The 21,164-nt window shown below is 69.7% G+C and carries 16 protein-coding genes; 4 read left to right on the top strand and 12 right to left on the bottom strand.

Annotated features, from left to right (window positions below; all coding sequences use genetic code 11):
* Positions 1 to 11: 11 nt before the first annotated feature.
* From QE399_RS06795 to QE399_RS06815, 5 genes are all read right to left on the bottom strand, one after another.
* On the bottom strand, positions 12 to 2,846 hold the full coding sequence (locus QE399_RS06795; RefSeq protein WP_309827402.1) for an ATP-binding protein: 2,835 nt from the start codon (positions 2,844 to 2,846) through the stop codon (positions 12 to 14).
* 273 nt (positions 2,847 to 3,119) lie between these two features.
* The gene (locus tag QE399_RS06800; protein ID WP_309827404.1) at positions 3,120 to 3,830 is read right to left on the bottom strand and encodes a hypothetical protein; all 711 of its coding nucleotides are present in this window, start codon (positions 3,828 to 3,830) and stop codon (positions 3,120 to 3,122) included.
* A 27-nt stretch (positions 3,831 to 3,857) separates the two neighbouring features.
* Positions 3,858 to 5,255, bottom strand: a complete 1,398-nt coding sequence (locus QE399_RS06805) for a hypothetical protein (protein WP_309827406.1) — start codon at positions 5,253 to 5,255, stop codon at positions 3,858 to 3,860.
* Positions 5,252 to 5,968 carry a 16S rRNA (uracil(1498)-N(3))-methyltransferase gene (locus QE399_RS06810; protein ID WP_309827408.1) on the bottom strand — a complete coding sequence of 239 codons (717 nt, stop codon included), beginning with the start codon at positions 5,966 to 5,968 and terminating at the stop codon, positions 5,252 to 5,254. The genes QE399_RS06805 and QE399_RS06810 overlap by 4 nt, the downstream gene beginning before the upstream one ends.
* Before the next feature lie 76 nt (positions 5,969 to 6,044).
* Positions 6,045 to 7,256: an aminoglycoside phosphotransferase family protein gene (locus QE399_RS06815; RefSeq protein ID WP_309827410.1), complete on the bottom strand. Its 1,212-nt coding sequence runs from the start codon at positions 7,254 to 7,256 to the stop codon at positions 6,045 to 6,047.
* A gap of 79 nt (positions 7,257 to 7,335) precedes the next feature.
* Between QE399_RS06815 and QE399_RS06820 the strand changes: the two genes are divergently transcribed.
* From QE399_RS06820 to rsmA, 3 genes are all read left to right on the top strand, one after another.
* Positions 7,336 to 9,840 (top strand): LPS-assembly protein LptD, encoded by a 2,505-nt coding sequence (locus QE399_RS06820; RefSeq protein ID WP_309827411.1) that lies wholly within the window; start codon positions 7,336 to 7,338, stop codon positions 9,838 to 9,840.
* A 79-nt stretch (positions 9,841 to 9,919) separates the two neighbouring features.
* Positions 9,920 to 11,317, top strand: a complete 1,398-nt coding sequence (locus tag QE399_RS06825; RefSeq protein WP_309827413.1) for a peptidylprolyl isomerase — start codon at positions 9,920 to 9,922, stop codon at positions 11,315 to 11,317.
* A 55-nt stretch (positions 11,318 to 11,372) separates the two neighbouring features.
* Complete coding sequence (rsmA, locus tag QE399_RS06830) at positions 11,373 to 12,134, top strand: 16S rRNA (adenine(1518)-N(6)/adenine(1519)-N(6))-dimethyltransferase RsmA (protein WP_309827415.1); 762 nt, start codon at positions 11,373 to 11,375, stop codon at positions 12,132 to 12,134.
* 479 nt (positions 12,135 to 12,613) lie between these two features.
* Here rsmA and QE399_RS06835 read toward each other — a convergent pair whose 3' ends face one another.
* The 3 genes from QE399_RS06835 to QE399_RS06845 all read right to left on the bottom strand — a co-directional run bounded on the left by QE399_RS06835 (position 12,614) and on the right by QE399_RS06845 (position 16,059).
* A complete protein-coding gene (locus tag QE399_RS06835) occupies positions 12,614 to 13,039 on the bottom strand; it encodes a barstar family protein (protein WP_309827416.1) in 426 nt (141 codons plus the stop codon).
* Positions 13,040 to 13,186: 147 nt separating this feature from the next.
* On the bottom strand, positions 13,187 to 13,591 hold the full coding sequence (locus QE399_RS06840) for a guanyl-specific ribonuclease (protein WP_309827417.1): 405 nt from the start codon (positions 13,589 to 13,591) through the stop codon (positions 13,187 to 13,189).
* Positions 13,592 to 13,746: 155 nt separating this feature from the next.
* Positions 13,747 to 16,059, bottom strand: a complete 2,313-nt coding sequence (locus QE399_RS06845; protein ID WP_309827418.1) for an NADP-dependent malic enzyme — start codon at positions 16,057 to 16,059, stop codon at positions 13,747 to 13,749.
* Between the two features lie 262 nt (positions 16,060 to 16,321).
* On the opposite strand from QE399_RS06845, the gene QE399_RS06850 reads away from it, so the two are divergent.
* Positions 16,322 to 16,849, top strand: coding sequence for an ureidoglycolate lyase (locus QE399_RS06850; protein WP_309827420.1), 528 nt, complete (start codon positions 16,322 to 16,324; stop codon positions 16,847 to 16,849).
* A gap of 23 nt (positions 16,850 to 16,872) precedes the next feature.
* Here the strand turns inward: QE399_RS06850 and QE399_RS06855 are convergent, their stop codons facing one another.
* From QE399_RS06855 to QE399_RS06870, 4 genes are read right to left on the bottom strand one after another with little or no spacing between them, the layout of a single operon-like run.
* A complete protein-coding gene (locus tag QE399_RS06855) occupies positions 16,873 to 18,063 on the bottom strand; it encodes an amidase (RefSeq protein ID WP_309827422.1) in 1,191 nt (396 codons plus the stop codon).
* 43 nt (positions 18,064 to 18,106) lie between these two features.
* Positions 18,107 to 19,174 (bottom strand): ABC transporter ATP-binding protein, encoded by a 1,068-nt coding sequence (locus QE399_RS06860; RefSeq protein WP_309827424.1) that lies wholly within the window; start codon positions 19,172 to 19,174, stop codon positions 18,107 to 18,109.
* Between the two features lie 23 nt (positions 19,175 to 19,197).
* The gene (locus QE399_RS06865; RefSeq protein WP_309827426.1) at positions 19,198 to 20,253 is read right to left on the bottom strand and encodes an ABC transporter ATP-binding protein; all 1,056 of its coding nucleotides are present in this window, start codon (positions 20,251 to 20,253) and stop codon (positions 19,198 to 19,200) included.
* Positions 20,254 to 20,256: 3 nt separating this feature from the next.
* On the bottom strand, positions 20,257 to 21,153 hold the full coding sequence (locus tag QE399_RS06870; RefSeq protein ID WP_309827428.1) for an ABC transporter permease: 897 nt from the start codon (positions 21,151 to 21,153) through the stop codon (positions 20,257 to 20,259).
* Positions 21,154 to 21,164 lie beyond the last annotated feature (11 nt).

Here is a 21,164-nt window from a genome sequence, read left to right on the forward strand (position 1 = left end):
GGCGGGGCCTGTCAGGCCGGCACGGCCTCCAGCACCGGTACGCCGCGCCGCTTGGCCACGGCGATGGGCGGGGCCCAGCGGCTGTCCTTGGGCTTCTTGCTGGTCACCAGGGTGATCTCGGCGGGCTCGAACACCTCCAGGTTGTGCGTGATGGGCGTGGTCAGCACGTACTGCGCCTGGGTGGAGCGCAGGAAGTGGCCCACCAGCTGGATGTTGCGCACGTCCAGGTGGGCGAAGGGCTCGTCGATGAAGACGAAGCCGCCCGATCCGCTCTCCTCGTCCTTGAGCAGGCCCACCAGCAGGATCAGCGACTTGATCACCTGCTGCCCGCCCGAGGCCTCGCCGTCGTTCAGGCCGATGCTGCCCTTGCCGTCGAAGGCGAAGTGCACCTTGAGGCCTGCCTGGGCGAGCACGGTGTCGTCGTTCTCCAGCAGCGGCAGGTCGGCTGCCACGTCCACGCCGGCCAGCGCGCCCAGCTCCTGGATGTTCTTGCGGTAGCGGCGCACGGTGCTGCGCAGCACCTCGATGTAGCTCTCGCGCGCGTTCAGCACGGCGGTGGCGGCCTGGGCGTTCTTGACCTGGTGGTCCGACAGGCTGCCCGCCTGCTCGCGCACCGTCATGTCCATGCGGCGGTGGCGCTCTTCCACCGTGGCGTCCCGCTCCCAGGTGCCCTGCTCCAGCTCCTGCTCCACGGCGTGCAGGCGCAGCTTGGCCTGGGTGTCGTTGACGTACTCGTCGACCAGCGCGGCCAGCGTGGCGGGCGCGATCCAGCGGGCCGGAAAGCGCGCGCGCTGGGCCTGGCTGTGCGCCACGGCGCCGGTGTGGTGGCGGCGGCGCGCCGTCCATTCCTGCGCCGCGCGTTCGCTGTCGCCACGGGCACGCCTGAGCTGCGCCTCCAGCCGCTGGTGCTCGTCGGTGAAGGCGCGGTGGCGTTCGTGCGCGCGCGCGGCCTCGGTGTCCAGCCTCTGCCACAGCTGGGCGGCGCCGATGCGCGCCTGCTTGGCGGCGGGCAGGTCCTGCCGGGCCTGGGCGAACTCGTCGCTGCGGCGGGCCAGTTCCTCGGCGGCGCTGTGGCCTTCGAGCGCGCGGCGCGTGTCGGTGATCTGGCGCTTGAGCGCCATGAGCCGCTCCAGCACCGGGGCGAGCTGCGCATCGATCTGCGCCAGATCGCGCTCGGCGGCACCGCGGCGGGCGTGCACGGCGGCGGCGCCGAACTGGTGGTCGCGCGGCTCCACCCACATCGAGCGGGCGCCGCGTCCGTCGTGCATGTAGGCCTGCGGCGTGATCCAGGTCCCGCCCAGGCGCTTGCCCTCGCGCGGGTCGGCCACGCAGCGCAGTTGCTGCAGCTGCTGCACCAGCCAGCGCGGCACGGGCGCGGTGAAGCGCACGTGGGCCAGCAGCGTGCCGGGCTCGCCCTTGAGCACCTTCTCGCCGGGGCCGACGAGGTAATGCCGGTAGCGCTCGCGCTCGCCGATGTCGTAGGCCTCGGCCAGGTCGCTGTCCTTGTCGAGCAGCACCACCCAGCGGTGGCCGCGCAGCACGCCTTCGACCGCGGCGCGCCAGGCTTCTTCCACCACCTCGACCACCTCGGCCACGAACTGGTGGCCGATGCCCTGCGCCACCAGCCGCTTGCGGAACTGCTGCACCTCGGCCGGTTGCGGCGGCAGGCGCTGGCCTTCCAGCGCCTGCAGCGCGTCGTGGGCGAGGCGGCGGCGCTGCTGCAGCGTGCTGCGTTCGTCCTGCGCGTCGGCCTCCTGGCGTTGCAGGTCGGCCAGATGCGCCTGCAGCTCGTCGGCATTGCTGCCCTTGTCCACCAGCGCGAGCAGCTCCTGCTCGCGCTGGGCGAGCTTGTCCAGCGGGGCTTCGTGGCGCATGGCGGCATCCAGCTGCACGCGCGCCTGGTCGCGCTCGGCGTGCAGGCGCTCGGCATCCGCCTGCGCGCGCCCGCCTTCGTCCAGCAGGTGCAGCAGGCGCTTGTTCTGCACGGCCTGCTCGGCCAGCGCGGCGCGGTGCTGGGTCTTCTGGCGGCGCAGTTCGCGCGCCTGCTTGGTTAGGCCTTCGCGCTCGCCATGCCAGGTCAGTACGGGCAGCACCTCGGTGGCCAGGCGTTCGCGCTCGGCCAGGCGCAGCTGCCAGGTCTTGTAGTTGGTCACGCGGTTGCTCAGTTCGGTGAGCTGGGCGCGGCTGTGGTCCAGTTCGCGCTCGGCCTGGGCCATTTCGCGCACCAGCTGCTGCTGGTGCTCGCGCGCCTGGTCGTAGTCGTCCAGCACCTGCTGGTCGCCGAACACGTCGAACACCAGGCGCAGCAACTCGCGTGGGGAGAACTCGCACAGCCGGTCGGTCTGGCCCTGCTCCAGCGACAGCACGCGCGCGATGGCGGGCGACAGGCCGGCGGCCGACAGCACGCGGCCCCAGGCCTCCACGCCCATGAAGCCCAGGTCTTTCTCCGGCGTGTCGCGCAGCTGCTCGATGCTGGCGTCGCCCTCCACCAGGCAGTAGCGGCGCTGCCAGTCGCCGCCGTTCTTGTCGATGCGGCAGGCCAGCGTGACCTGGTCGGTGTAGATCAGGCGGCGGGCGAAGGGGCGGCTCGACGTCTGCCGGCTCTGCGCGCGGTTGTCCACCACGGCGCGCAGCCAGGCCGTCTGCGCGCCGGCGTGGCGCGCGTAGGTGCGGTAGTCGCGCGGGGCCGAGCAGCGCAGGCCCAGCAGCGTGCGCATGGCGTCCAGCAGCGTGGTCTTGCCCGAGCCGTTGGGGCCGGCGATGGTGATGATGGAGGCGTCCAGCGGCAGGGCCACGCGCTGGCAGTAGTCCCAGTGGACGAGTTCGAGGGTTTGCAGGTGGAACATGCTCAGAACGTGTTCAATGTCTTTTTGGAGATCGCGTTGGAGTGCAATCGGGATGGATGCATGCTCCAGTTGCGCGGCATGGGCTCATGCCCATGCAAGAAACTGGGGCGTGAAGGCGCCCGATTTCACGCCAACCCTTCGGGCAAGTGCCTTGTCGGGCGGTCTGCGGCGTTGCGGCGCTTGTGGATAGTCGAGCTATCCACTGCGCACCGCGCCTTGCATCCCATCCCGACAAGGCGCTTGCGCGACTCCAAAAAGGCATTGAACACGTTCTTACTCCTGCACTTCGGTTTTGATAGCTGACTGCGCTGGTGTATCAAGCACTGCAGCCTGTTTTGGCTCGGATTCTTCCTGCGCGGCGCGCTCGCGCAGCAGCACGTCGGCCAGGGCGCCGTCCAGGATGCGCGGGGCCAGCACGTCGTAGTCCAGCAGCACGTCGAGCAGCGGGCCCTCGGCGATGTCGTCCTGCCGGCGCAGGATGAAGCCATGGCGCTCCAGCAGCTTGAGGTTGGTGTCCAGGCGCACCTTCTTGCCGAGCTGGTTGCCGTAGTCCTCCAGCAGCGTCTTGTACGACAGCACGGGGCTCACGTGGCGGGCCGCGGGCAGGGGCTTGGCGCCGGGGAACATGTCGTTCTGGCCGGCGTCGGCCTCTTCCACGCGGCTGGTCTGGCGTTCGCGCTTGGGTAGCACGATCAGCGCCCACAGCACCACCAGCAGGGCCTGCGCGTCGCGCGGCAGCTCCAGGTTGTTGTTGGCGTTCAGCCCGGCTTCGCCGAGCACGCCGTTCTGCGCGGCCGGCAGCAGGGCCACACTCACGTGGTCGGCATAGATGCTGTCCATGAAGCGCAGGCCGGATTGGGCCAGGCGCTGTTCGACCTGGGCAAAGAGTTCGGCGTCGACCAGCGCGCGCTTCACGCGCGGGTGGCTGCGGGGCAGCCAGCGGCGGGTGAGCAGTTCGGCGATCAAGAGGGCGGCGTCATCCATCGGTAAGGTCTTTGGCTTTCTTTTTCTTCAATGCGGATCGGCGGGCGCGGCGGTGCCCGGGGCGTCGCTTACGGGCGCAGGGACGTTGTTGCCGTGGCCCGCGGGCACCAGGCGGCCGCGGCTCAGCAGGGCGATCTGCGGGTGCTTGATCTTCTTGGCGCTGGCCTCCCACTGCACGCGCCAGGGCTGGCGGGCCAGGTCGCCCGTGAGGCCGGGCAGCACGGCGGCCTGCGGGTCGCCCAGCAGCGGCAGCAGCTGGGCCTTGTAGGCCACCTGGGCATAGCGCGCATCGGCAGGCGTGGTGCCCAGCAGGGCGTCGGCCACATCGTGCGGGCCATGGGCGTCGGCAGGCTCCAGGTCCCACGCGGCCAGCAGTTCCGACAGGTCGTTCAGCTCGCGCGGCAGGGCCACGGCGGCCAGCGTGCCGGCGGGGGCGGGCGTGGCGCCGGGCAGGTCTTCCGCGGCGGCGGCCTGCGGGCGGTCGCGTTCGAACTCGGCCTCGACCACGTCGAGCAGCTCGTGCGGCGCCAGCGTGGCGAACGATGTGGGCGTGCCCAGGGCGTCCTGCAGCAGCGCATGGGTGCGCGGCAGCGCCTGCAGCCAGCGCTTCACGTCGGTGCTGGTGATGCCGGTGGTGCCCAGCGTCACGCGCTGGCGGTCCACCTGCTGCAGCGCGCGGTTGAACTGGCTGGCCATGGCCAGCAGGCGCGACTGGGCCTGGCCCAGCCCGCGCGCCGCGCGCTCCAGCGCGATGTGGCCGTGGGCGTTGCTGATGATGGCGGTGATGGCGTCCGACGCGCGGTCGATCAGCGTGGCGGCGCGGTCGTAGCGCTTGCGTGCCTCGCGCAGGCGGAACTCGGAGCCGCTGGCAATCGCGTCGGCGAATTCGCCGTGCAGGCGCGCCAGTTGTGCGTGCAGCAATTGCACCTGGCCTGCGTCCACATGGCCGAGCTGGTTGGCGCCCACCACCGAGCCGAGCAGGTCGGCCAGCTCGCCGCCCTCCTCGGCATCGCCCGGGGGCGCTTCGTTGGCCAGGGGCGAGAGCAGCCCGGCCACCCGCTGGGCCAGCGGCGGCAGGGTGTAGGCGCGCTGGGTTTCGTCCCAGGCCAGCAGGCCCACGTCGCGAAAGCGCTTGAGCACGGTTTCCAGCGCCTCGGGGCGCAGGGCGCGAAAGAGGTCCTCGATGCGCTCGCGCGGCAGCAGGGCTTCGCCCTGGGCGGCCAGTTGCAGAAAGACCCACAGGCGCAGCTGCACCAGCGCGGCCGGGCCGTGGAACAGGCCGCTGAGCGCCTGCGTCAGCTCCTGCTGGCGCGCGATGCGCCACAGCAGCGGCGAATCGGCGGCCGCGTCGGCATCGCGGAAAAAGTCGGTCAGCGCACTTTCGGGGCTGTCCGTGGGCAGATCGGGCGAGAGGATTGCGCTCATCCGAATACGAGCTGCGACAGCGCAGCGACGGAGGCGGTTTCGGCCCGCAGCACGCGCGCGCCCAGGCTGGCGGGCGCGAAGCCCTGGGCCAGGGCGGCGTCTTCTTCCTGTGCGGTCAGCCCGCCCTCGGGGCCGTGCAGCACCCAGACGTCGCCCTCCGCACCCGCAGCATCGCGCAGGGGCTGGCTGCCGGCCCGCAGCGACAACAGCAGGCGGGTGCCCTGCGGGGGCGCGTCTTTGCGCAGCCAGTCGCTGAGGGCCATCGGGGCGTGGACGACGGGCACGCGGTTGCGGCCGCACTGCTCGCAAGCGGACACGGCAATCGCCTGCCAGTGGGCCTGGCGCTTGGTGGCGCGCTCGCCCGACAGCTTGAGCACGCTGCGCGCGGCGGCAATGGGCTGAATGCTGGTGGCGCCGAGTTCGGTGGCTTTTTCGACCAGCCAGTCCATGCGCTCGTTGGCCGGCATGCCGACGACGAGGTGCACGGCGCGCGCGGCTTCGCGCTCGACGGGGTCGTGCGCGCCGACCTCCACGTCCACATCGGAGCGGCCCATGCGCGTGACCGTGGCGGCGTACTCGCCCCCGCGTCCGTCGAAGAGCGTGATGGCATCGCCGGGCTGCAGGCGCAGCACCTGCACATGGCGTGCGGCCGTGGGCGGCAGCGTGAGCTGCGCGCCGGTGGCCAGGGGCAGGGGGCAGTGAAAGCGGGGCATATGCTTCAAAAATAGGAGCTACTGGCGCTTATGGAATAAGCGCCAGAGGCCATTTTGACCATGATTCTGTGGGAGCCTAAATCCGGCCGTAGGCAAAGCCGACGAGCGGCTGCGTGCCCTCGATCTCGTCCACCAGGCGCAGCAGGGGCGCCAGCTCGCGGTAGCGGCTGGCCGTGGAGCGGATGTAGCCAATGAAGCGGGGCGCATCGGCCAGGTACTTGGGCTTGCCGTCGCGCAGCGTCAGCCGGGCGAAGATGCCGGCGACCTTCAGGTGGCGCTGCAGGCCCATCCATTCGACGGCGCGATAGAACTCGCCGAAGTCCGCGCCCCAGCCGCTGGCGCTCGCCGCGCCCAGCAGGCCGGCCTTGCGGGCCTTCTCCCAGTAACGCACGGTAATGTCGATGACGAAATCCTCGTCCCAGCTGATGAACGCGTCGCGCAGCAGGCTGGCGATGTCGTAGGTGATGGGGCCGTAGACGGCATCCTGGAAGTCGAGCACGCCGAGTGCGTGCCGGGATGCACCAGCCGAGCCGCCGCCGGGCCGCCCCAAGGCGGCGAGAGCCTCCTCGGGGGGCAGCGAACCACGCGCAGAGGGGAGCGCAGGGGCCATCAGATTCCGCGTCATGAAGTCGCGGTGCACGAAGACGCTGGGTGCCGCCAGGTTCTGCGCCACGATGGCATCGAAGGTGCGGGCCAGCGTGGCCTGCTGCGCATCGCTCAGCGCCACGCCGCGGTGGCGCGCCAGGTACCAGTCGGGGAACAGGGCCAGTTCGCGGCGCAGCAGGGCGTCGTCGTACGCCGGCAGCACGCCCGGGCGCGAGGCCTTCTGCCAGTCGAGCAGCACGTCGGTGGCCTGCAGATACCAGTCGCGGGCGGCGGTGGGCGCCTCGGGGTCCAGCAGCTCGATCAGCGTCTGGTGGCCCAGGTCGGTCAGCAGCATGAAGCCGTGGGGCTCGTCCCAGTCCAGGATCTGCGGCACGCGCAGGCCCGCGTCCTGCAGCAGGCGCTGCACCTGGACGAAGGGGGCGCAGTTCTCCTTGTCGGGCGGGGCATCCATGACGATGCGGGTGCTGCCGTCCGCCGCATCCAGGCGCAGGTAGCGGCGGAAGCTGGCATCGGCCGAGGCCGGGCGCAGGCTGGCGGGCAGCAGGCCGTGCCGTGCGGCTAGCGGGGCGAGCCAGGCCTCGAAGGCGGCGTGCCGGGCGGCATCGCTCCAGGCGACGGTGGGGGCGCTGTCGGCGGGCGCCGCGTCCGCCGGGGCGGGAGTGGGGGAGTCAGGGTGGCTCATGGATAATCCGATTTTACAAACCGGTCTGCCCCGGACCGGGCGGACTTGTCCGCCGCTGTGCCGCCGACTGGCCGACTTCATGGACCGTTCCTCCTTGCCCGCTGCCCTGTCTTCCCCGACGCCTCATCCGATGCCCGCCCCCGCTGCCCGGCGCCCCCGCCGCGGCACGCGCGCCGTGCCGGCCTTCCGGCTGCGCACGCTGGCCCGGCTGGCCGCCTGGATGGTGTGCGGCGCACCGCTGGCCGTGCTGGCCCAGGCCACCGAGGCGGGCGACCCTGCGCCGGCGGCCGACGCCGCTCCCGTGCTGCGCACCAGCCCGCGCCTGCAGGAAACCCTTCCCGACGCCGTCCGTCCCCAGCTGCCGGTCTTCGTCAGCGGCGACCACGTGACGGGCCAGCCGGACATCAAGGCCACCATCGAAGGCGACGCCGAACTGCGCCGCGGCGATACGGTCATCAAGGCCGACCGCATGGATTACACGGTGGCCGACGACTTGGCCAAGGCCAACGGCCAGGTACGCATCAACCGCGCAGGCAACACCTACGCCGGCTCGCAGCTGGAACTGCGCGTGGACGCCTTCAACGGCTTCTTCACCGACGCGAACTACCGGTTCCTCGAAACCTCGGCCCATGGCGAGGCCTCGCGCGTGGATTTCATCGACCGTGACCGCTCCGTGGTGTACGACGCCACCTACACCACCTGCCAGCGCACCGACGAGGCCAGCTGGCAGCCCGACTGGATCCTGCGCGCCCGCGTGATCCACCTCGACCGCGAGGAGGACGTGGGCCGTGCCGAAGGGGCGGTGCTCGAGTTCAAGCGCGTGCCCATCCTGCCCTTCCCGGGCCTGTCGTTCCCGCTGTCGGACCGCCGCAAATCGGGCCTGCTCCCGCCCACGGTCGGCCTGGACAGCGTGAGCGGCTTCGAGTACTCGCAGCCCTACTACTGGAACATCGCCCCCAACCGCGACGCCACCATCACCCCCACGGTGATGAGCAAGCGCGGCGTGAACCTGGGCACCGAGTTCCGCTACCTGGAGCCGAGCTACAGCGGCGAGGTGGCCCTGGACTACATGCCGGGCGACAAGCTGCGCGACCGGGACCGCTGGTCGTACAAGCTGCGGCACGGCCAGAGCCTGGACACCCCCGTGGGCGGCGTCTCCCTGGGCATCGACGTGCAGCGGGTGAGCGACGACAACTACTGGCGCGACTTCAACACGCGCAACCTGGGCACCGGCACCCTCGGCTCCAGCGGGCTGCTGTCGCAACGTCTGCTGCCGGGCCGCTTGAACCTGGGCTGGGGCCGCGGCGACCACTCGCTCAGCCTCAATGTGGTCAAGTGGCAGACGCTGCAGGACGTCAACTCGCCGATCACCCCGCCGTATGACCAGCTGCCGCAGCTGCACTGGCGCTACGCGCCCACGGAAACGCTCCCGGGCGGTTTCGAGACCAGCATCGACGGCGACTACACCCGCTTCCAGGCGGACCGGTTCTACACGGGGCAGCCCAATGCCGACCGCAGCTACCTGCTGGCGCAGATCAGCCGCCCCTTCCTCGCGCCGGCCGGCTTCATCACGCCCAAGGTGCAGCTGCACACCTCGCAATACCAGTTCGACGGCATGCTGGCCAACGGCCAGCGCAGCTACGACCGCACGCTGCCCACCTTCAGCCTCGACAGCGGCCTGGTGTTCGAGCGCGACACGCGCTTCTTCGGCCGCAACTTCTTGCAGACGCTGGAGCCGCGCGCTTTCTACACCTACACGCCCTACCGCGACCAGAGCATGGTCCCGGTGTACGACACCGCGGTGAAGGACTTCAACTTCTCGTCGGTCTACACCGAGAACGCGTTCGCGGGCAACGACCGGCTGGCCGACAACAACCTGCTCACGCTGGGCGTGACCACCCGGCTGCTGGACGCCGACACCGGCGCCGAGGCCGCCCGCTTCGGCATCGCGCAGCGGCTGCGCTTCTCAGACCAGAATGTGACCATGCCCGGCGGCACGCCCGTCAGCGAGCGGCTGTCGGACGTGCTCCTGGGCGCCGGCATCAACTGGACGCCGCAGTGGGGCTTCGACTCCACGGTGCAGTACAACCCCAAGACCGATCGCTCGCTGCGCTCCACCGTCAGCGCGCGCTACACGCCGGGCAACTACCGCACCATCAGTGCCGCCTACCGCATGCAGAAGGAGACCAGCCTGATCGCAGAGCCCAGCGAGCAGGTCGATGTGGGCTGGCAGTGGCCGCTGAACGCCCTGTGGGGTGGCGCCAACGAGCGCCCCACGGCCGACAAGGGCCGCTGGTTCACCGTGGGCCGCCTGAACTACAGCCTTAAGGACCGCCGGCTGGTCGACAGCGTGGTGGGCTTCGAATACGAAGCCTGCTGCTGGATCGGCCGCGTCGTCCTCGAACGCCTGCAGAGCAGCACGACGACGTCCACGTCGCGCGTGATGTTCCAGCTGGAATTCACCGGCTTCTCGCGCCTGTCGCTGGGCTCCAACCCGCTGGCCAGCCTGCAGCGCAATGTGCCCCGCTACGAGATGCTGGGCCAGAACCGCAACATCCCGAGCCGCTTCTCCAACTACGATTGATGGATGGATGCATCCCCTGCGCATTCCGCCGGCCGCGCCGCTGCCCGGGACGCCGCCCGTATCCTTTGACTGAGACGCCATGAAACAACGCGCTTTTACCTGGGCCCTGGCCGGCCTTGCCGCCCTGGCATCCCTCGCTCCGCAGCACGCCGTGCAGGCCCAGGGCCTGCGGTCCCCCGGGAGCAGCGGCGGCGGCCTCACCCGCACGCCGCCGCCGATCATGCTGCCGGCCCCGGGCAGCAGCCTGCCGCGCCAGGCCGACTACATCGTGGCCGTGGTGAACTCCGAGCCCATCACCAACAACGACGTGCGCATCCGCCAGGCCCGCATCGAGCAGCAGATCGCCGCGCAGGGCGGCGAGTTGCCGCCGCGCGACCGCATCGGGCGCGAAGTGCTCGAGCGCCTCATCCTGGAGAAGATCCAGACCCAGCTGGCGACCGAGGGCGGCATCAAGGTCGATGACCTGGCCGTGACCCAGGCGGAGCAGGGCGTGGCCCGCCAGAACAGCGTCACGCTGGAGGAGATGGAGCGCCGGCTCGCGGCCGATGGACTGACGCGCGAGCGCTTCCGCCAGGAGCTGCGCAGCCAGCTGCAGCTGCAGCGCCTGCGCGAGCGGGAGGTGGAGTCCCGCGTGCGCGTGACCGAAGCCGACGTGGACCAGTTCCTGCGCGATCAGCAGACCAACGCGGACCCGTCCAGGACCGAGCTCAATCTGGGCCACATCCTCATCCTCGTGCCCGAGGGCTCCAGCCCCGAGGTGGTGGAGCAGCGCCGCGAGCGCGCGCAGAAGGCGGCCGACGAAGTGCGTGCCGGCAAGGACTTCGGCACCGCCGCGCGCGAGTACTCCGACGCGGCGGAAGGCAAATCCGGCGGCGAGCTGGGCCTGCGCCCCGCCGACCGCTACCCCGAGCTGTTCCTGAGCGCGACGCGCCAGGCGCCGGTGGGCGGCCTGGTCGGCCCGGTGCGCTCGCCCGCCGGCTTCCACGTGCTGAAGGTGATCGAGCGCAACCGCGGCGGCGTGCCGTCCGTGGCGGTGCAGAACCATGCGCGCCACATCCTGCTGCGCACCGGCGCGCAGCTGTCGGAGTCCGCCGCTGCCGAGCGCCTGGCCGACTACCGCCGCCGCATCGAAAGCGGCACAGCCGACTTCGCCTCTCTGGCCCGCGAGTACTCGCAGGACGGCAGCGCCAAGGACGGCGGCGACCTCGGCTGGGCCAGCCCCGGCCGCTACGTGCCCGAGTTCGAAGAGGTCCTGAGCAGCCTGCGGCCCGGCGAGGTCAGCCAGCCGGTGGTCTCCCGCTTCGGCGTGCACCTGATCCAGCTGCTGGAGCGCCGCGAAGCCAAGCTCACGCCGCGCGAGCAGCGCGACATGGTGCGCGACATGGTCCGCGAGAAGAAGCTGGACGAAGCCTACGCCAACTGGATGCAGGACATCCGGGGCCGTGCCTACGTCGAGTACCGCGACGCGCCGCAATGACGCCCGCCGTCCGCGCCATCCCGCTGCGCTCCTGGGGCCGTCCGGCCGCACTGGCATGAAGCACATTCCCCGCAAGCGCTTCGGCCAGCACTTCCTGAGCGACCACGGCATCATCGACGCCATCGTGCGCGCCATCGGCCCCGTCGCCGGCCAGCCGGTGGTCGAGATCGGCCCGGGCCTGGCCGCGCTCACGCAGCCGCTGGTGGAGCGCCTCGGCCGCATGACGGTGATCGAGCTCGACCGCGACCTGGCGGCGCGCCTGCGCACGCACGGCCAGCTGGACGTCATCGAATCCGATGTGCTGAAGGTGGACTTCGCCCAGGTGGCGCAAGCGCTGGGCGCTCCCAAGATCCGCGTGGTCGGCAACCTGCCGTACAACATCTCCACGCCCATCCTGTTCCATCTGCTGGAGCACGTGGCCGTCATCGAAGACCAGCACTTCATGCTGCAAAAGGAAGTCATCGACCGCATGGTGGCCGAGCCCGCCACGGCCGACTACGGCCGCCTGTCGGTGATGCTGCAGTGGCGCTATGCCATGGAGAACGTGCTGTTCGTGCCGCCCGAGAGCTTCGACCCGCCGCCGCGCGTCGACAGCGCCGTGGTGCGCATGGTGCCCCGCGCCGAGCCGGCTGCCGTGCAGCCGAAGCTGCTGGAAGAACTGGTGCAGGTCGCTTTCAGCCAGCGCCGCAAGCTGCTGCGCCACACCCTGGGCCGCTGGCTCGAAGCCCGCCAGTTCGCCGGCACCTTCGACACCCAGCGCCGCGCCGAGGAAGTGCCCGTGGCCGACTACGTGGCCCTGGCGCAGGATTGCTCCTGAATTAATAGCTGTAGGCGCTTGTTTATCAAGCGCTACAGGCCTTTTTGACCATGGTTTCAGTGCATTGCAAGGCCCGCCGCCGCGTTGGGACCTATTCCAGGGGCTGTTGGGCATTGGCCCCCATCAGGACGAGATGACCAACCGTCCTTGAAACTGGCGCGACCCAGGCCAGCAGCAGCCGCGCAAGGGCCGCCCCGCCGCGCCGGCTGCGTCCCCCTTCCCATCGCGCGAAGCGCGTAGAGAGAAGGGGGAAGGCGCGAAGCGCCTCAGGGGGATGTACCGAATTCAGGCCGCAGCGAGCCAGTACCCCGCATTGAACGGGCTGCTCATGCGCAAAGCCAGAGGGGACACGTCCACGAGCTTGTCCGTGGGCATCTTCTCGCCGGACGACGGCTCGACGGTGATCTGGATGGCCGGGACCGGGGCGGCTTCGCTCGCCTCGGCAGCCCGTTCTGCTTGGCCAGTGGATGCAGAACGGGCTACAGAAAAGAATAGAAACAGCGGAACGGGATCTTGCGGTCGGCCCAGTAGTCGGCGGCGTCGCGGAAGATGTCGAGCAGCTGCTCTCGCGCTTCCTTGTCGAACTTGACCGTGGTGGGGATCTGCTCCAGCACCACGATGAAGCCCGGCTGCGGGCCCGATTTGTGCAACGGGTCCGTCATGCAATCGTACAGCGCGTCGAAGTTCTTGCCGAAGTGCGCCGGGAAGGTGAACTGGCCTGCGATCAGGTCCAGCACGTCCTGCTTGGACTGGGCATGTGCCAGGTTGGCATACAGGAAGTGGTGACCCAGGCCGCGCGCCGAATCCTGCAGGTCCTGGATCCGGAAGGCGCGGATCGACTGCACGATGTTGGCGCGCACGCCCCGCAGAGGGGTGTCTTGGTCTTTACGAAGTGGCATTTCCATCTCCGCTGCTCTTTCTTTTAGAAGTCCACAAACAAGGTGTTCCGGAAGACCGGTGGGGGCTGTCGACCAGAAGGGGATCTCTCACCAACCCATCCGCCGGGCACAGGATCCACTGCCGGCCGAGAACGCGCAGGCGGCGTCCAGCGTTCATTCCTTAATTTCTCGAAAGCTCGCGTAGTGATCGCTGGTGTAGTAGCAGGCGTCCGGCGTGCGGGGCTTGCCGCCACAGACGATGCGCCGGGCTCCCCGATCGCGCGACCCTGGTGTTCTGACGGTGTATTCGCGGTAGTAGCCGCGTGTCTGCGCCGGCAGCAGCCGCTCACGGTTGCCGAAGACCGAGCCATCCTTGTCGTACGGGAACGGCCCGCCGTCTCGGATCAACTGGTAGGTCGTGCGTCCCTGCGAAGGCAGTTCAGCCAGCGAAATGGAGTGAAGTGCCGCGGTTTCCGCGGACTTGCGGGCTGATGCGGACACCGGTGCAAGCACCAATCCGAGTCCCAGAATGCACGCCCAACTTGCCTTGTACGCCTGGACGGCGACAGCCTTCAACATCAACGACACCTTTCAGAAACCCCGGGTTAACCCGAAATTTCGAGCCGCTAGTGTGACGGAAAGGGCCCCGGAATGCAAGCATCTGCCCATTATTTGGGCAGATGCCTTGCGCCGCAGCAAGGCTAAAAAGTTAGCGCTTGCTTTTTTGCCGGGCCTTATCGCGAAGCGTTTGCGTCGGCGACGGTCAACGCCGTCATGTTGACGATGCGGCGCACGGTGGCGCTGGCCGTCAGGATGTGCACCGGCTCCGCGGCCCCCAGCAGCACCGGGCCGATGGCGATGCCGCCGCCGGCCGCCGTCTTGAGCAGGTTGTAGGAAATGTTGGCGGCATCGATGTTGGGCAGCACCAGCAGGTTGGCGCTGCCGGCCAGCGTGCTGTGCGGCATCACCTGGGTGCGCTGCGCGGCATCCAGGGCGATGTCGCCGTGCATCTCGCCGTCCACTTCCAGCCACGGCGCCTGCACGCGCAGCAGTTCCAGGGTCTGGCGCATCTTGACGGCGCTGGGCTGGTTGCTCGAACCGAAGTTGGAGTGCGACAGCAAGGCGGCCTTGGGCTTGATGCCGAAGCGCATCATTTCCTCAGCGGCCATGATGGTGATCTCGGCCAGCTGCTCGGCGGTCGGGTCGTAGTTGACGTGCGTATCCACCAGGAAGATCTGGCGATCGGGCAGCATCAGGCCGTTCATGCAGGCATAGGTGTTCACGCCGGCGCGCTTGCCGATCACCTGGTCGATGTACTGCAGGTGGTGCGACGTATGGCCCCAGGTGCCGCAGATCATGCCGTCCACTTCGCCCTTGTGCAGCAGCATGGCGGCGATGAGGGCCAGGCGGCGGCGCATCTCGATCTTGGCGATGGGCACGGTGATGCCCTTGCGCTCCGTCATGCGGTGGTAGGTCTGCCAGAAGTCGCGGTAGCGGTGGTCGTTCTCGACGTTCACCACGTCGTAGTCGATGCCCTCCTTCAGGCGCAGGCCGAATTTCTCGATGCGCTGGGCGATGATGGCGGGGCGGCCGATCAGCGTGGGACGGGCGACCTTCTCGTCCACCACGATCTGGGCGGCGCGCAGCACGCGTTCTTCTTCGCCTTCGGCATAGGCCACGCGCTTCTTGGCGGCGGTCTTGGCGGCGGTGAAGATCGGCTTCATCGTCGTGCCCGAGGCATAGACGAAGGTCTGCAGGTGGTCGCGGTAGGCGTCCATGTCGGCGATGGGGCGCAGGGCCACGCCGCTGTCGGCGGCGGCCTGGGCCACGGCCGGAGCGATCTTCATCATCAGCCGGGGATCGAACGGCTTGGGGATCAGGTATTCGGGACCGAAGGCCAGGGGCTCACCCACATAGGCGGCGGCCACCACTTCGCTCTGCTCGGCCTGGGCCAGTTCGGCGATGGCGTGCACGGCGGCGATTTCCATCTCCAGCGTGATGGTCGTCGCGCCGCAGTCCAGCGCGCCGCGGAAGATGTACGGGAAGCACAGGACGTTGTTGACCTGGTTCGGGTAGTCGGTGCGGCCGGTGGCCATCACCACGTCGCCACGCACGGCGTGCGCATCTTCAGGCGTGATTTCGGGGTTGGGGTTGGCCAGCGCGAAGATGACGGGGCGGGCGGCCATCTTCGCCACCATGGCGGGCTTGAGCACGCCACCGGCCGACAGACCCAGGAACACGTCCGCGCCGTCGATCACTTCTGCCAACGTGCGCGCGTCGGTCTTCTGCGCGAACTGGATCTTGTCCTCGTCCATCAGCTCCGTGCGGCCTTCGTAAACCACGCCGGCCAGGTCGGTCACGAACACGTTCTCGCGCTTGAGGCCCACCTTCAGCAGCAGGTTCAGGCAGGCCAGCGCGGCGGCGCCGGCGCCCGAGGCGACCAGGCGCACTGCGCCGATGTCCTTGCCGACCACCTTGAGCGCGTTGAGCATGGCAGCCGCCACCGTGATGGCCGTGCCGTGCTGGTCATCGTGGAAGACGGGGATGTTCAGGCGCTTGCGCAGTTCGCGCTCCACGTAGAAGCACTCGGGCGCCTTGATGTCTTCGAGGTTGATGGCGCCGAAGGTCGGCTCCAGGGCCGCAATCACCTCGACCAGCTTGGCCGGGTCCTTCTCGTTGATCTCGATGTCGAACACGTCCACGCCGGCGAACTTCTTGAACAGGACGCCCTTGCCCTCCATCACGGGCTTGGAGGCCAGCGCGCCAATGTCGCCCAGGCCCAGCACCGCCGTGCCGTTGGAGATCACGCCCACCAGGTTGCCGCGGGCCGTGTAGCGGAACGCCGCCGCAGGATCCTTCACGATCTCTTCGCAGGGGGCGGCTACGCCGGGCGAGTAGGCCAGGGCCAGGTCGTGCTGGTTGACCATCTGCTTGGTGGCGGCGATGGCGATCTTCCCCGGCTTGGGAAACTCGTGGTACTCCAGGGCCGCGCGGCGCAGCAGGGCTTTCTTGTCGGGCGTGGCGTTCACCGGGGTGGTCTCGGACATCAAGCGTCTCCAGCTCAGGGTTGGTGCAGTACCCGCATTCGGACCGGCTCAGGCGGGCTGCCTGCTATAGGGGAGTGCGATTGTAGTCAGCGTTGTGCAAGAAGCCGACTAAGCAAATCCGGCTAGAAGGGGCGAAACAGCTTTGCCTTGCGCGGTGGTTCGGTAGCCTGCACGGGTGCCGCTTCCGAAGGGGCGTCCTGGCTGGTAAGCGGGGCCGCACAGGCCGAGGCCCTCGGGCTTGGTTCTTGCTGGCTGACCGGGGATGCACGCCGATCCTGTTCCTCCCACCCCGTCCCTGCTGGTGCCCCAGCCTCTCACCACTGCAGCGTTTGCGCCGTACGGCACCGTGCTGGAAGCGCCTGAGACACCGGGCCAATCCATCAACGCAGGCAATGCCCGGCGATTCGATCTGGTGGATGACCTGCAGCTGAATGCAGCCGGCGGCCATGCGCTGCTGGCCCTTTTTCGCGCACTGCCGAGGAGTTTCCCCGTTCCGGTCCGGGAACTGGAACGCCATGTGCTGGGCAGCCAGAGCTTCGTGCCACTGGGCGAACGCCGCTTCGTCATCGTCGTGGCACCCGCAGGCCCGGCGCCGGCGGCCACCGCGCTGCGCGCCTTCATCACCAACGGACAGCAAGGCGTCACGCTGCACCCTGGCACTTGGCACCACGCGCTGCTGGCGGTGGACGGCGGCGACTTCATCGTGCTCGAGCGGGCCGCCGAGGCGGTGGACTGCGATCTGGCCACGCTGGAGCGCGCGTTGTCGCTCATACTGCACCCACAGGCTTGACCCGCCCCGCGGCCTGCACTGTCTCAGGACCAAGGCGCGGCGACGCGCTCTGCCAGGGCGATCAGCGACCGGTCGCTGCCCGCCGGCCCCAGCAGAGAAAGGCCCAGCGGCGCGCCATCACGGCTCGCCAGCGGCATCGACAGCTGCGGGAACCCCGACAACCCGGCGATGCAGAGCATCTGGATGGCCCGGTTGCGGTAATCCTCCAGGCTGGCCTCCGCGGCCGAGCGCAGCGGTGCGATGTCGGGCATGGTGGGCATGAGCAGCACGCCGTCGCTGCCGAGCAGCGCCGCCAGATGCGTGCGGAAGGTTGTCCGGAACGCCTGCGCCTGCGCCACCTGCGCATCGGTCACCGTGCTCGACCAAGCGAAGCGCTCCGCCACGCCTGGGCCGAGGGGCGGGGCGAATCGTTCGATGAAGGGCCCGTCGGTGGTCCAGGCCTCGCGGCCCTGGAGGTATCGAAAGCTCCAGTACATCGCGTCGAACGACTCCAGCGCCACCACGGTGTCTGCGGTCGCACCCAGCGCGGCTTCCACTTGCACGCAGGCTTTGGCCAGTGCACCGCTCACATTGCCATCCAGCAGGCCCCACACATCGCGCGGGCGCAGCAGCCGCACGGCCGCGGCGGGCAGTGGCGCCGCATCCGGCTCCAGCAGCACGTCGGCCACCTGCGCGAAGGTAGTGACTTCGCGGGCGAACCAGCCGCAGGTGTCCTGGCTGGGTGCCAGGTCCAGCGCGCCCGCCAGGCTGATGCGGCCGTGGGTCGGGCGCAGCCCGTACAGCCCGCAGTGGTTGGCCGGTGCGCGCACCGAGCCGCCCGTGTCGGTGCCCAGCGCGAAGTCGCACAGCCGGGACGACACTGCAGAGGCCGAGCCCGAGGACGAACCGCCGGTGATGCGGTCGGGCGCCGCGCCGTTGAGGGGCGCGCCGAAGTGCGCGTTGTTCCCGTTCATCGAAAACGCGAACTCGTCGGTCACCGTCTTGCCGACGAAGCGCGCGCCCGCGTCCAGCAGCCGCTGCACCGTCGGCGCGTTGCCTGACTTGATCCCCGACTGTGCCAGCACCAGCGGGTTGCCGCCGCCAGTCGGGTAGCCCTCCACATCGAACAGGTCCTTCACGCCGAAGCACAGGCCGGCCAGCGGACCGGTGGCGGCGTGGGCTACGGGAACGTCGGGGTAGGGGACGAAGGCGTGGGCGGGGTCGTGCAGCGGCATGGTGGTGAATGCGGTGTTGAATCGGCAAGAACGTGGCGGCAGGTCAAACCGGCACGGCAACAGGCGCCAGCACCGGCGCCAGGGCCGCTGCGTCTTCCGTGCGGAAACACCGCGCCTGGTGGCCCGGGGCGAGGACGACCGGAGGCGGTACGGCGCTGCGGCAGGCATCCACGGCCAGCACGCACCGCGCGGCGAAGGCGCAGCCTGGGGGCGGCGCCGTCAGGTCGGGCGGCGCGCCGGGAATGGTCTCCAGCGCCGCCCCCCGCGCCATGGCGCCGTGCGCGCGGCTCTTCAACAGGGCGATGGTGTAGGGGTGCCGGGGCGAACGGATCAGCTGGCGCGCCGTGCCTTCCTCGACGATGCGGCCGGCGTACATCACGGCGATGCGGTCGGCCACTTCGACGGCGGCGCCGATGTCGTGCGTGACGAACACGATGGACAGGCCCAGGTCGCGCTGGAGCTCGCGCAGCAGCAGCAGGATCTGGATCTGCACCGTGGCGTCCAGCGCGGTGGTGGGCTCGTCGGCCAGCAGCACTTGCGGGTTGCAAGCCAGGGCCAGCGCGATCATGGCGCGCTGGCGCATGCCGCCCGACATCTCGTGCGGATAGGCCTTCAGGCGTTGTTCGGGGCTGGGAATGCGCACGCGCTCGAACAGCGCCAGGGCGCGTTGCTGCGCCTGGGCGGCGGTCACCGCCTCATGCCGGCGGATCGACTCGACGATCTGCGCGCCCACGGTATAGACCGGGTCCAGCGCCAGCAGCGGCTCCTGGAAGATCATCGACGTGGTCTTGCCGCGGTAGGCGCTCAGCGCGCCTTCCTTCATGGCCAGCAGATCGTGGCCTGCCACGCGCACCGTGCCGGCCATGCGCGTGCGGCGCTCAGGGTGCAGGCGCAGCAGCGTTCGCAGCGTCACGCTCTTGCCCGAGCCCGATTCGCCGATCAGCGCCACGGTCTCGCCGCGCCGCACGTCCACGCTGACGCCGCTGACGGCCTGCACGGGCTTGCGCCCGCCGGTGAACGTCACGCTGAGGTCGCGCACATGCACCACGGGCTCGCCAGCGGGATCGGGCGCGGCGGCAGAAGCGGGGGAAGTGGAAACGGACAGGTTCATGGAAGCCTCGGTGCGTTGCGTCTTCAGGCGGCCTGCGCCAGGGGCGCGGCCAGCGGGTGGCCGCTGCCGGGCTCATGCACCAGACAGGCCGCCACATGCAGCGCTCCGGCCGATGACAGGCGGGGCAGCCGCTGGGCACACACCGGCGCAGCCAGCGGGCAGCGCGGGTGAAAGCGGCAGCCCGGCGGCGGATTGATCGGATTGGGCGGGTCGCCGGCCAGCGGGGGCTGCTCGGTGCGGCGGTCCGGGTCCATCGACGGCATGGAGGACAGCAGCGCGCGGGTGTAGGGGTGCGCCGGGGCCTGGAACAGTGCGTCGGACGAGCCCACCTCGGCCACCTGGCCCAGGTACATCACCATCACCCGGTCGCTCATGTAGCGCACCACGCCCAGGTCGTGGCTGATGAACACGTAGGTCAGACCGAACTCGGTCTTCAGGTCGGACAGCAGGTTCAGCACCTGCGCCTCGACTGATTTATCGAGCGCCGACACCGCTTCGTCCAGGATCACCATGCGCGGGCGCAGTGCCAGCGCCCGGGCGATGTTCACGCGCTGGCGCTGGCCGCCCGACAGCTCGTGCGGGTAGCGCTCGGCAAAGCGCGCGGGCGCCAGGCCCACGCGGTCGAGCAGGTCGCGGGCGCGGGCCACCGCGTCGCGGCGCGTCACGCCGTGCACCTGCGGGCCGAAGGCGATCGAGTCTTCGATGGTCAGGCGCGGGTTCAGCGAGGCGTAGCTGTCCTGGAACACCATCTGCACCTGCCGGCGGAACTCCTTCAAGGGCAGGTCGGGCGTGCCCACCGTACGGCCGTCGAAGACGATCTCGCCCGCCGTCGGCGCGATCAGCTGCATCAGCAGCCGCGCGGTAGTCGACTTGCCGCAGCCCGATTCGCCCACCACGCCCAGGGTCTCGCCCTTGAGCACTTCGAAGTCCACCCCGTCCACCGCCCGTACCAGGCCGCCACCCCGGCCCAGCGGGTCCTTCTTGAGCGGAAAGTGCTTGGTCAGGCCGCGAATGCGCAGCAGCGGCTGCGCCGGGCCGCCCACGTCTTTGGCCAAAGGAAGTACGGACGAATTCGGCATGGCTCAGCCCTTGTTGTCCATGGCGGCGCGCAGGCCGTCGGAGAGGAGGTTGAACGAGATGGAGGTGATGAAGATCATCACGCCGGGCAGTGCCGCGATCAGCGGCTGGGTGTAGATGGCCGTGCGCAGCGTGTTCAGCATCAGGCCCCATTCGGGCTCGGGCGGCTTCACGCCCAGGCCCAGGAACGACAGGCCCGAGGCCAGGATCATCGACACCGCGATCAGGCTGGTGGCGTAGACGAAAATGGGCCCCAGCACGTTGCCCAGCACATGCACCCGCACGATGGTGAAGGGCCCGGCGCCGGTGGCGCGCGCGGCTTCCACGTAGTCGCGGTTGCGGGCCTGGGCCGTCACCGACTCGGCCACCCGCGCGATCTGCGGAATGAACACGATGGTCAGCGACACCAGCGAATTGAAGACGCCCGCGCCCAGCGCGCCCGACAGCGCAATGGCCAGCAGCACCGACGGGAAGGCGTAGAACACGTCGATGGTGCGCATGATCACGGTGTTGGTGCGGCCACCGGCGTAGCCCGCCAGGATGCCGATGCCCGCGCCCATCACGAAGGCCAGCAGCACCGGCGTGATGCCCATGAACAGCGACAGCCGCGCGCCCACGATCAGGCGCGAGAGCAGATCGCGCCCCAGTTCGTCGGTGCCCAGCAGAAAGCCCGGCGTGCCGACGGGCCGCAGCCGTTTGAACATCGATGCGGCGTACGGGTCGGCCGGCACGATCCACGGGCCGATGGCGGCCATCAGCAGCAGCAACAGCACGACGATGCCGGCGCCGACCGCGACCGGGTTGCGCACGAAGCGCGCGCCGACGGAGGCCCAGTAGCCGCGTGAACGGGCGGCCGGCAGCGCGGCGACCGTGGCGGGCGATGGAGAGAGGATGGCGTTCATGGCGAAGGTCT

The sequence above is a fragment of the Paracidovorax wautersii genome (assembly GCF_031453675.1).
In the GTDB taxonomy this organism is placed as follows: Bacteria; Pseudomonadota; Gammaproteobacteria; order Burkholderiales; family Burkholderiaceae_C; genus Paracidovorax.

Excerpts from the sequence above, each read along its gene's own strand:
- QE399_RS06815 (WP_309827410.1), bottom strand. The coding sequence starts at position 7,256 with ATGAGCCACCCTGACTCCCCCACTCCCGCCCCGGCGGACGCGGCGCCC.
- QE399_RS06840 (WP_309827417.1), bottom strand. The coding sequence starts at position 13,591 with ATGTTGAAGGCTGTCGCCGTCCAGGCGTACAAGGCAAGTTGGGCGTGC.
- QE399_RS06845 (WP_309827418.1), bottom strand. The coding sequence starts at position 16,059 with ATGTCCGAGACCACCCCGGTGAACGCCACGCCCGACAAGAAAGCCCTG.
- QE399_RS06860 (WP_309827424.1), bottom strand. The coding sequence starts at position 19,174 with ATGAACCTGTCCGTTTCCACTTCCCCCGCTTCTGCCGCCGCGCCCGAT.
- QE399_RS06865 (WP_309827426.1), bottom strand. The coding sequence starts at position 20,253 with ATGCCGAATTCGTCCGTACTTCCTTTGGCCAAAGACGTGGGCGGCCCG.
- QE399_RS06795 (WP_309827402.1), bottom strand. The coding sequence starts at position 2,846 with ATGTTCCACCTGCAAACCCTCGAACTCGTCCACTGGGACTACTGCCAG.
- QE399_RS06825 (WP_309827413.1), top strand. The coding sequence starts at position 9,920 with ATGAAACAACGCGCTTTTACCTGGGCCCTGGCCGGCCTTGCCGCCCTG.
- QE399_RS06805 (WP_309827406.1), bottom strand. The coding sequence starts at position 5,255 with ATGAGCGCAATCCTCTCGCCCGATCTGCCCACGGACAGCCCCGAAAGT.
- QE399_RS06855 (WP_309827422.1), bottom strand. The coding sequence starts at position 18,063 with ATGCCGCTGCACGACCCCGCCCACGCCTTCGTCCCCTACCCCGACGTT.
- QE399_RS06810 (WP_309827408.1), bottom strand. The coding sequence starts at position 5,968 with ATGCCCCGCTTTCACTGCCCCCTGCCCCTGGCCACCGGCGCGCAGCTC.
- QE399_RS06870 (WP_309827428.1), bottom strand. The coding sequence starts at position 21,153 with ATGAACGCCATCCTCTCTCCATCGCCCGCCACGGTCGCCGCGCTGCCG.
- QE399_RS06820 (WP_309827411.1), top strand. The coding sequence starts at position 7,336 with ATGGACCGTTCCTCCTTGCCCGCTGCCCTGTCTTCCCCGACGCCTCAT.
- QE399_RS06800 (WP_309827404.1), bottom strand. The coding sequence starts at position 3,830 with ATGGATGACGCCGCCCTCTTGATCGCCGAACTGCTCACCCGCCGCTGG.
- QE399_RS06835 (WP_309827416.1), bottom strand. The coding sequence starts at position 13,039 with ATGGAAATGCCACTTCGTAAAGACCAAGACACCCCTCTGCGGGGCGTG.
- rsmA (WP_309827415.1), top strand. The coding sequence starts at position 11,373 with ATGAAGCACATTCCCCGCAAGCGCTTCGGCCAGCACTTCCTGAGCGAC.
- QE399_RS06850 (WP_309827420.1), top strand. The coding sequence starts at position 16,322 with ATGCACGCCGATCCTGTTCCTCCCACCCCGTCCCTGCTGGTGCCCCAG.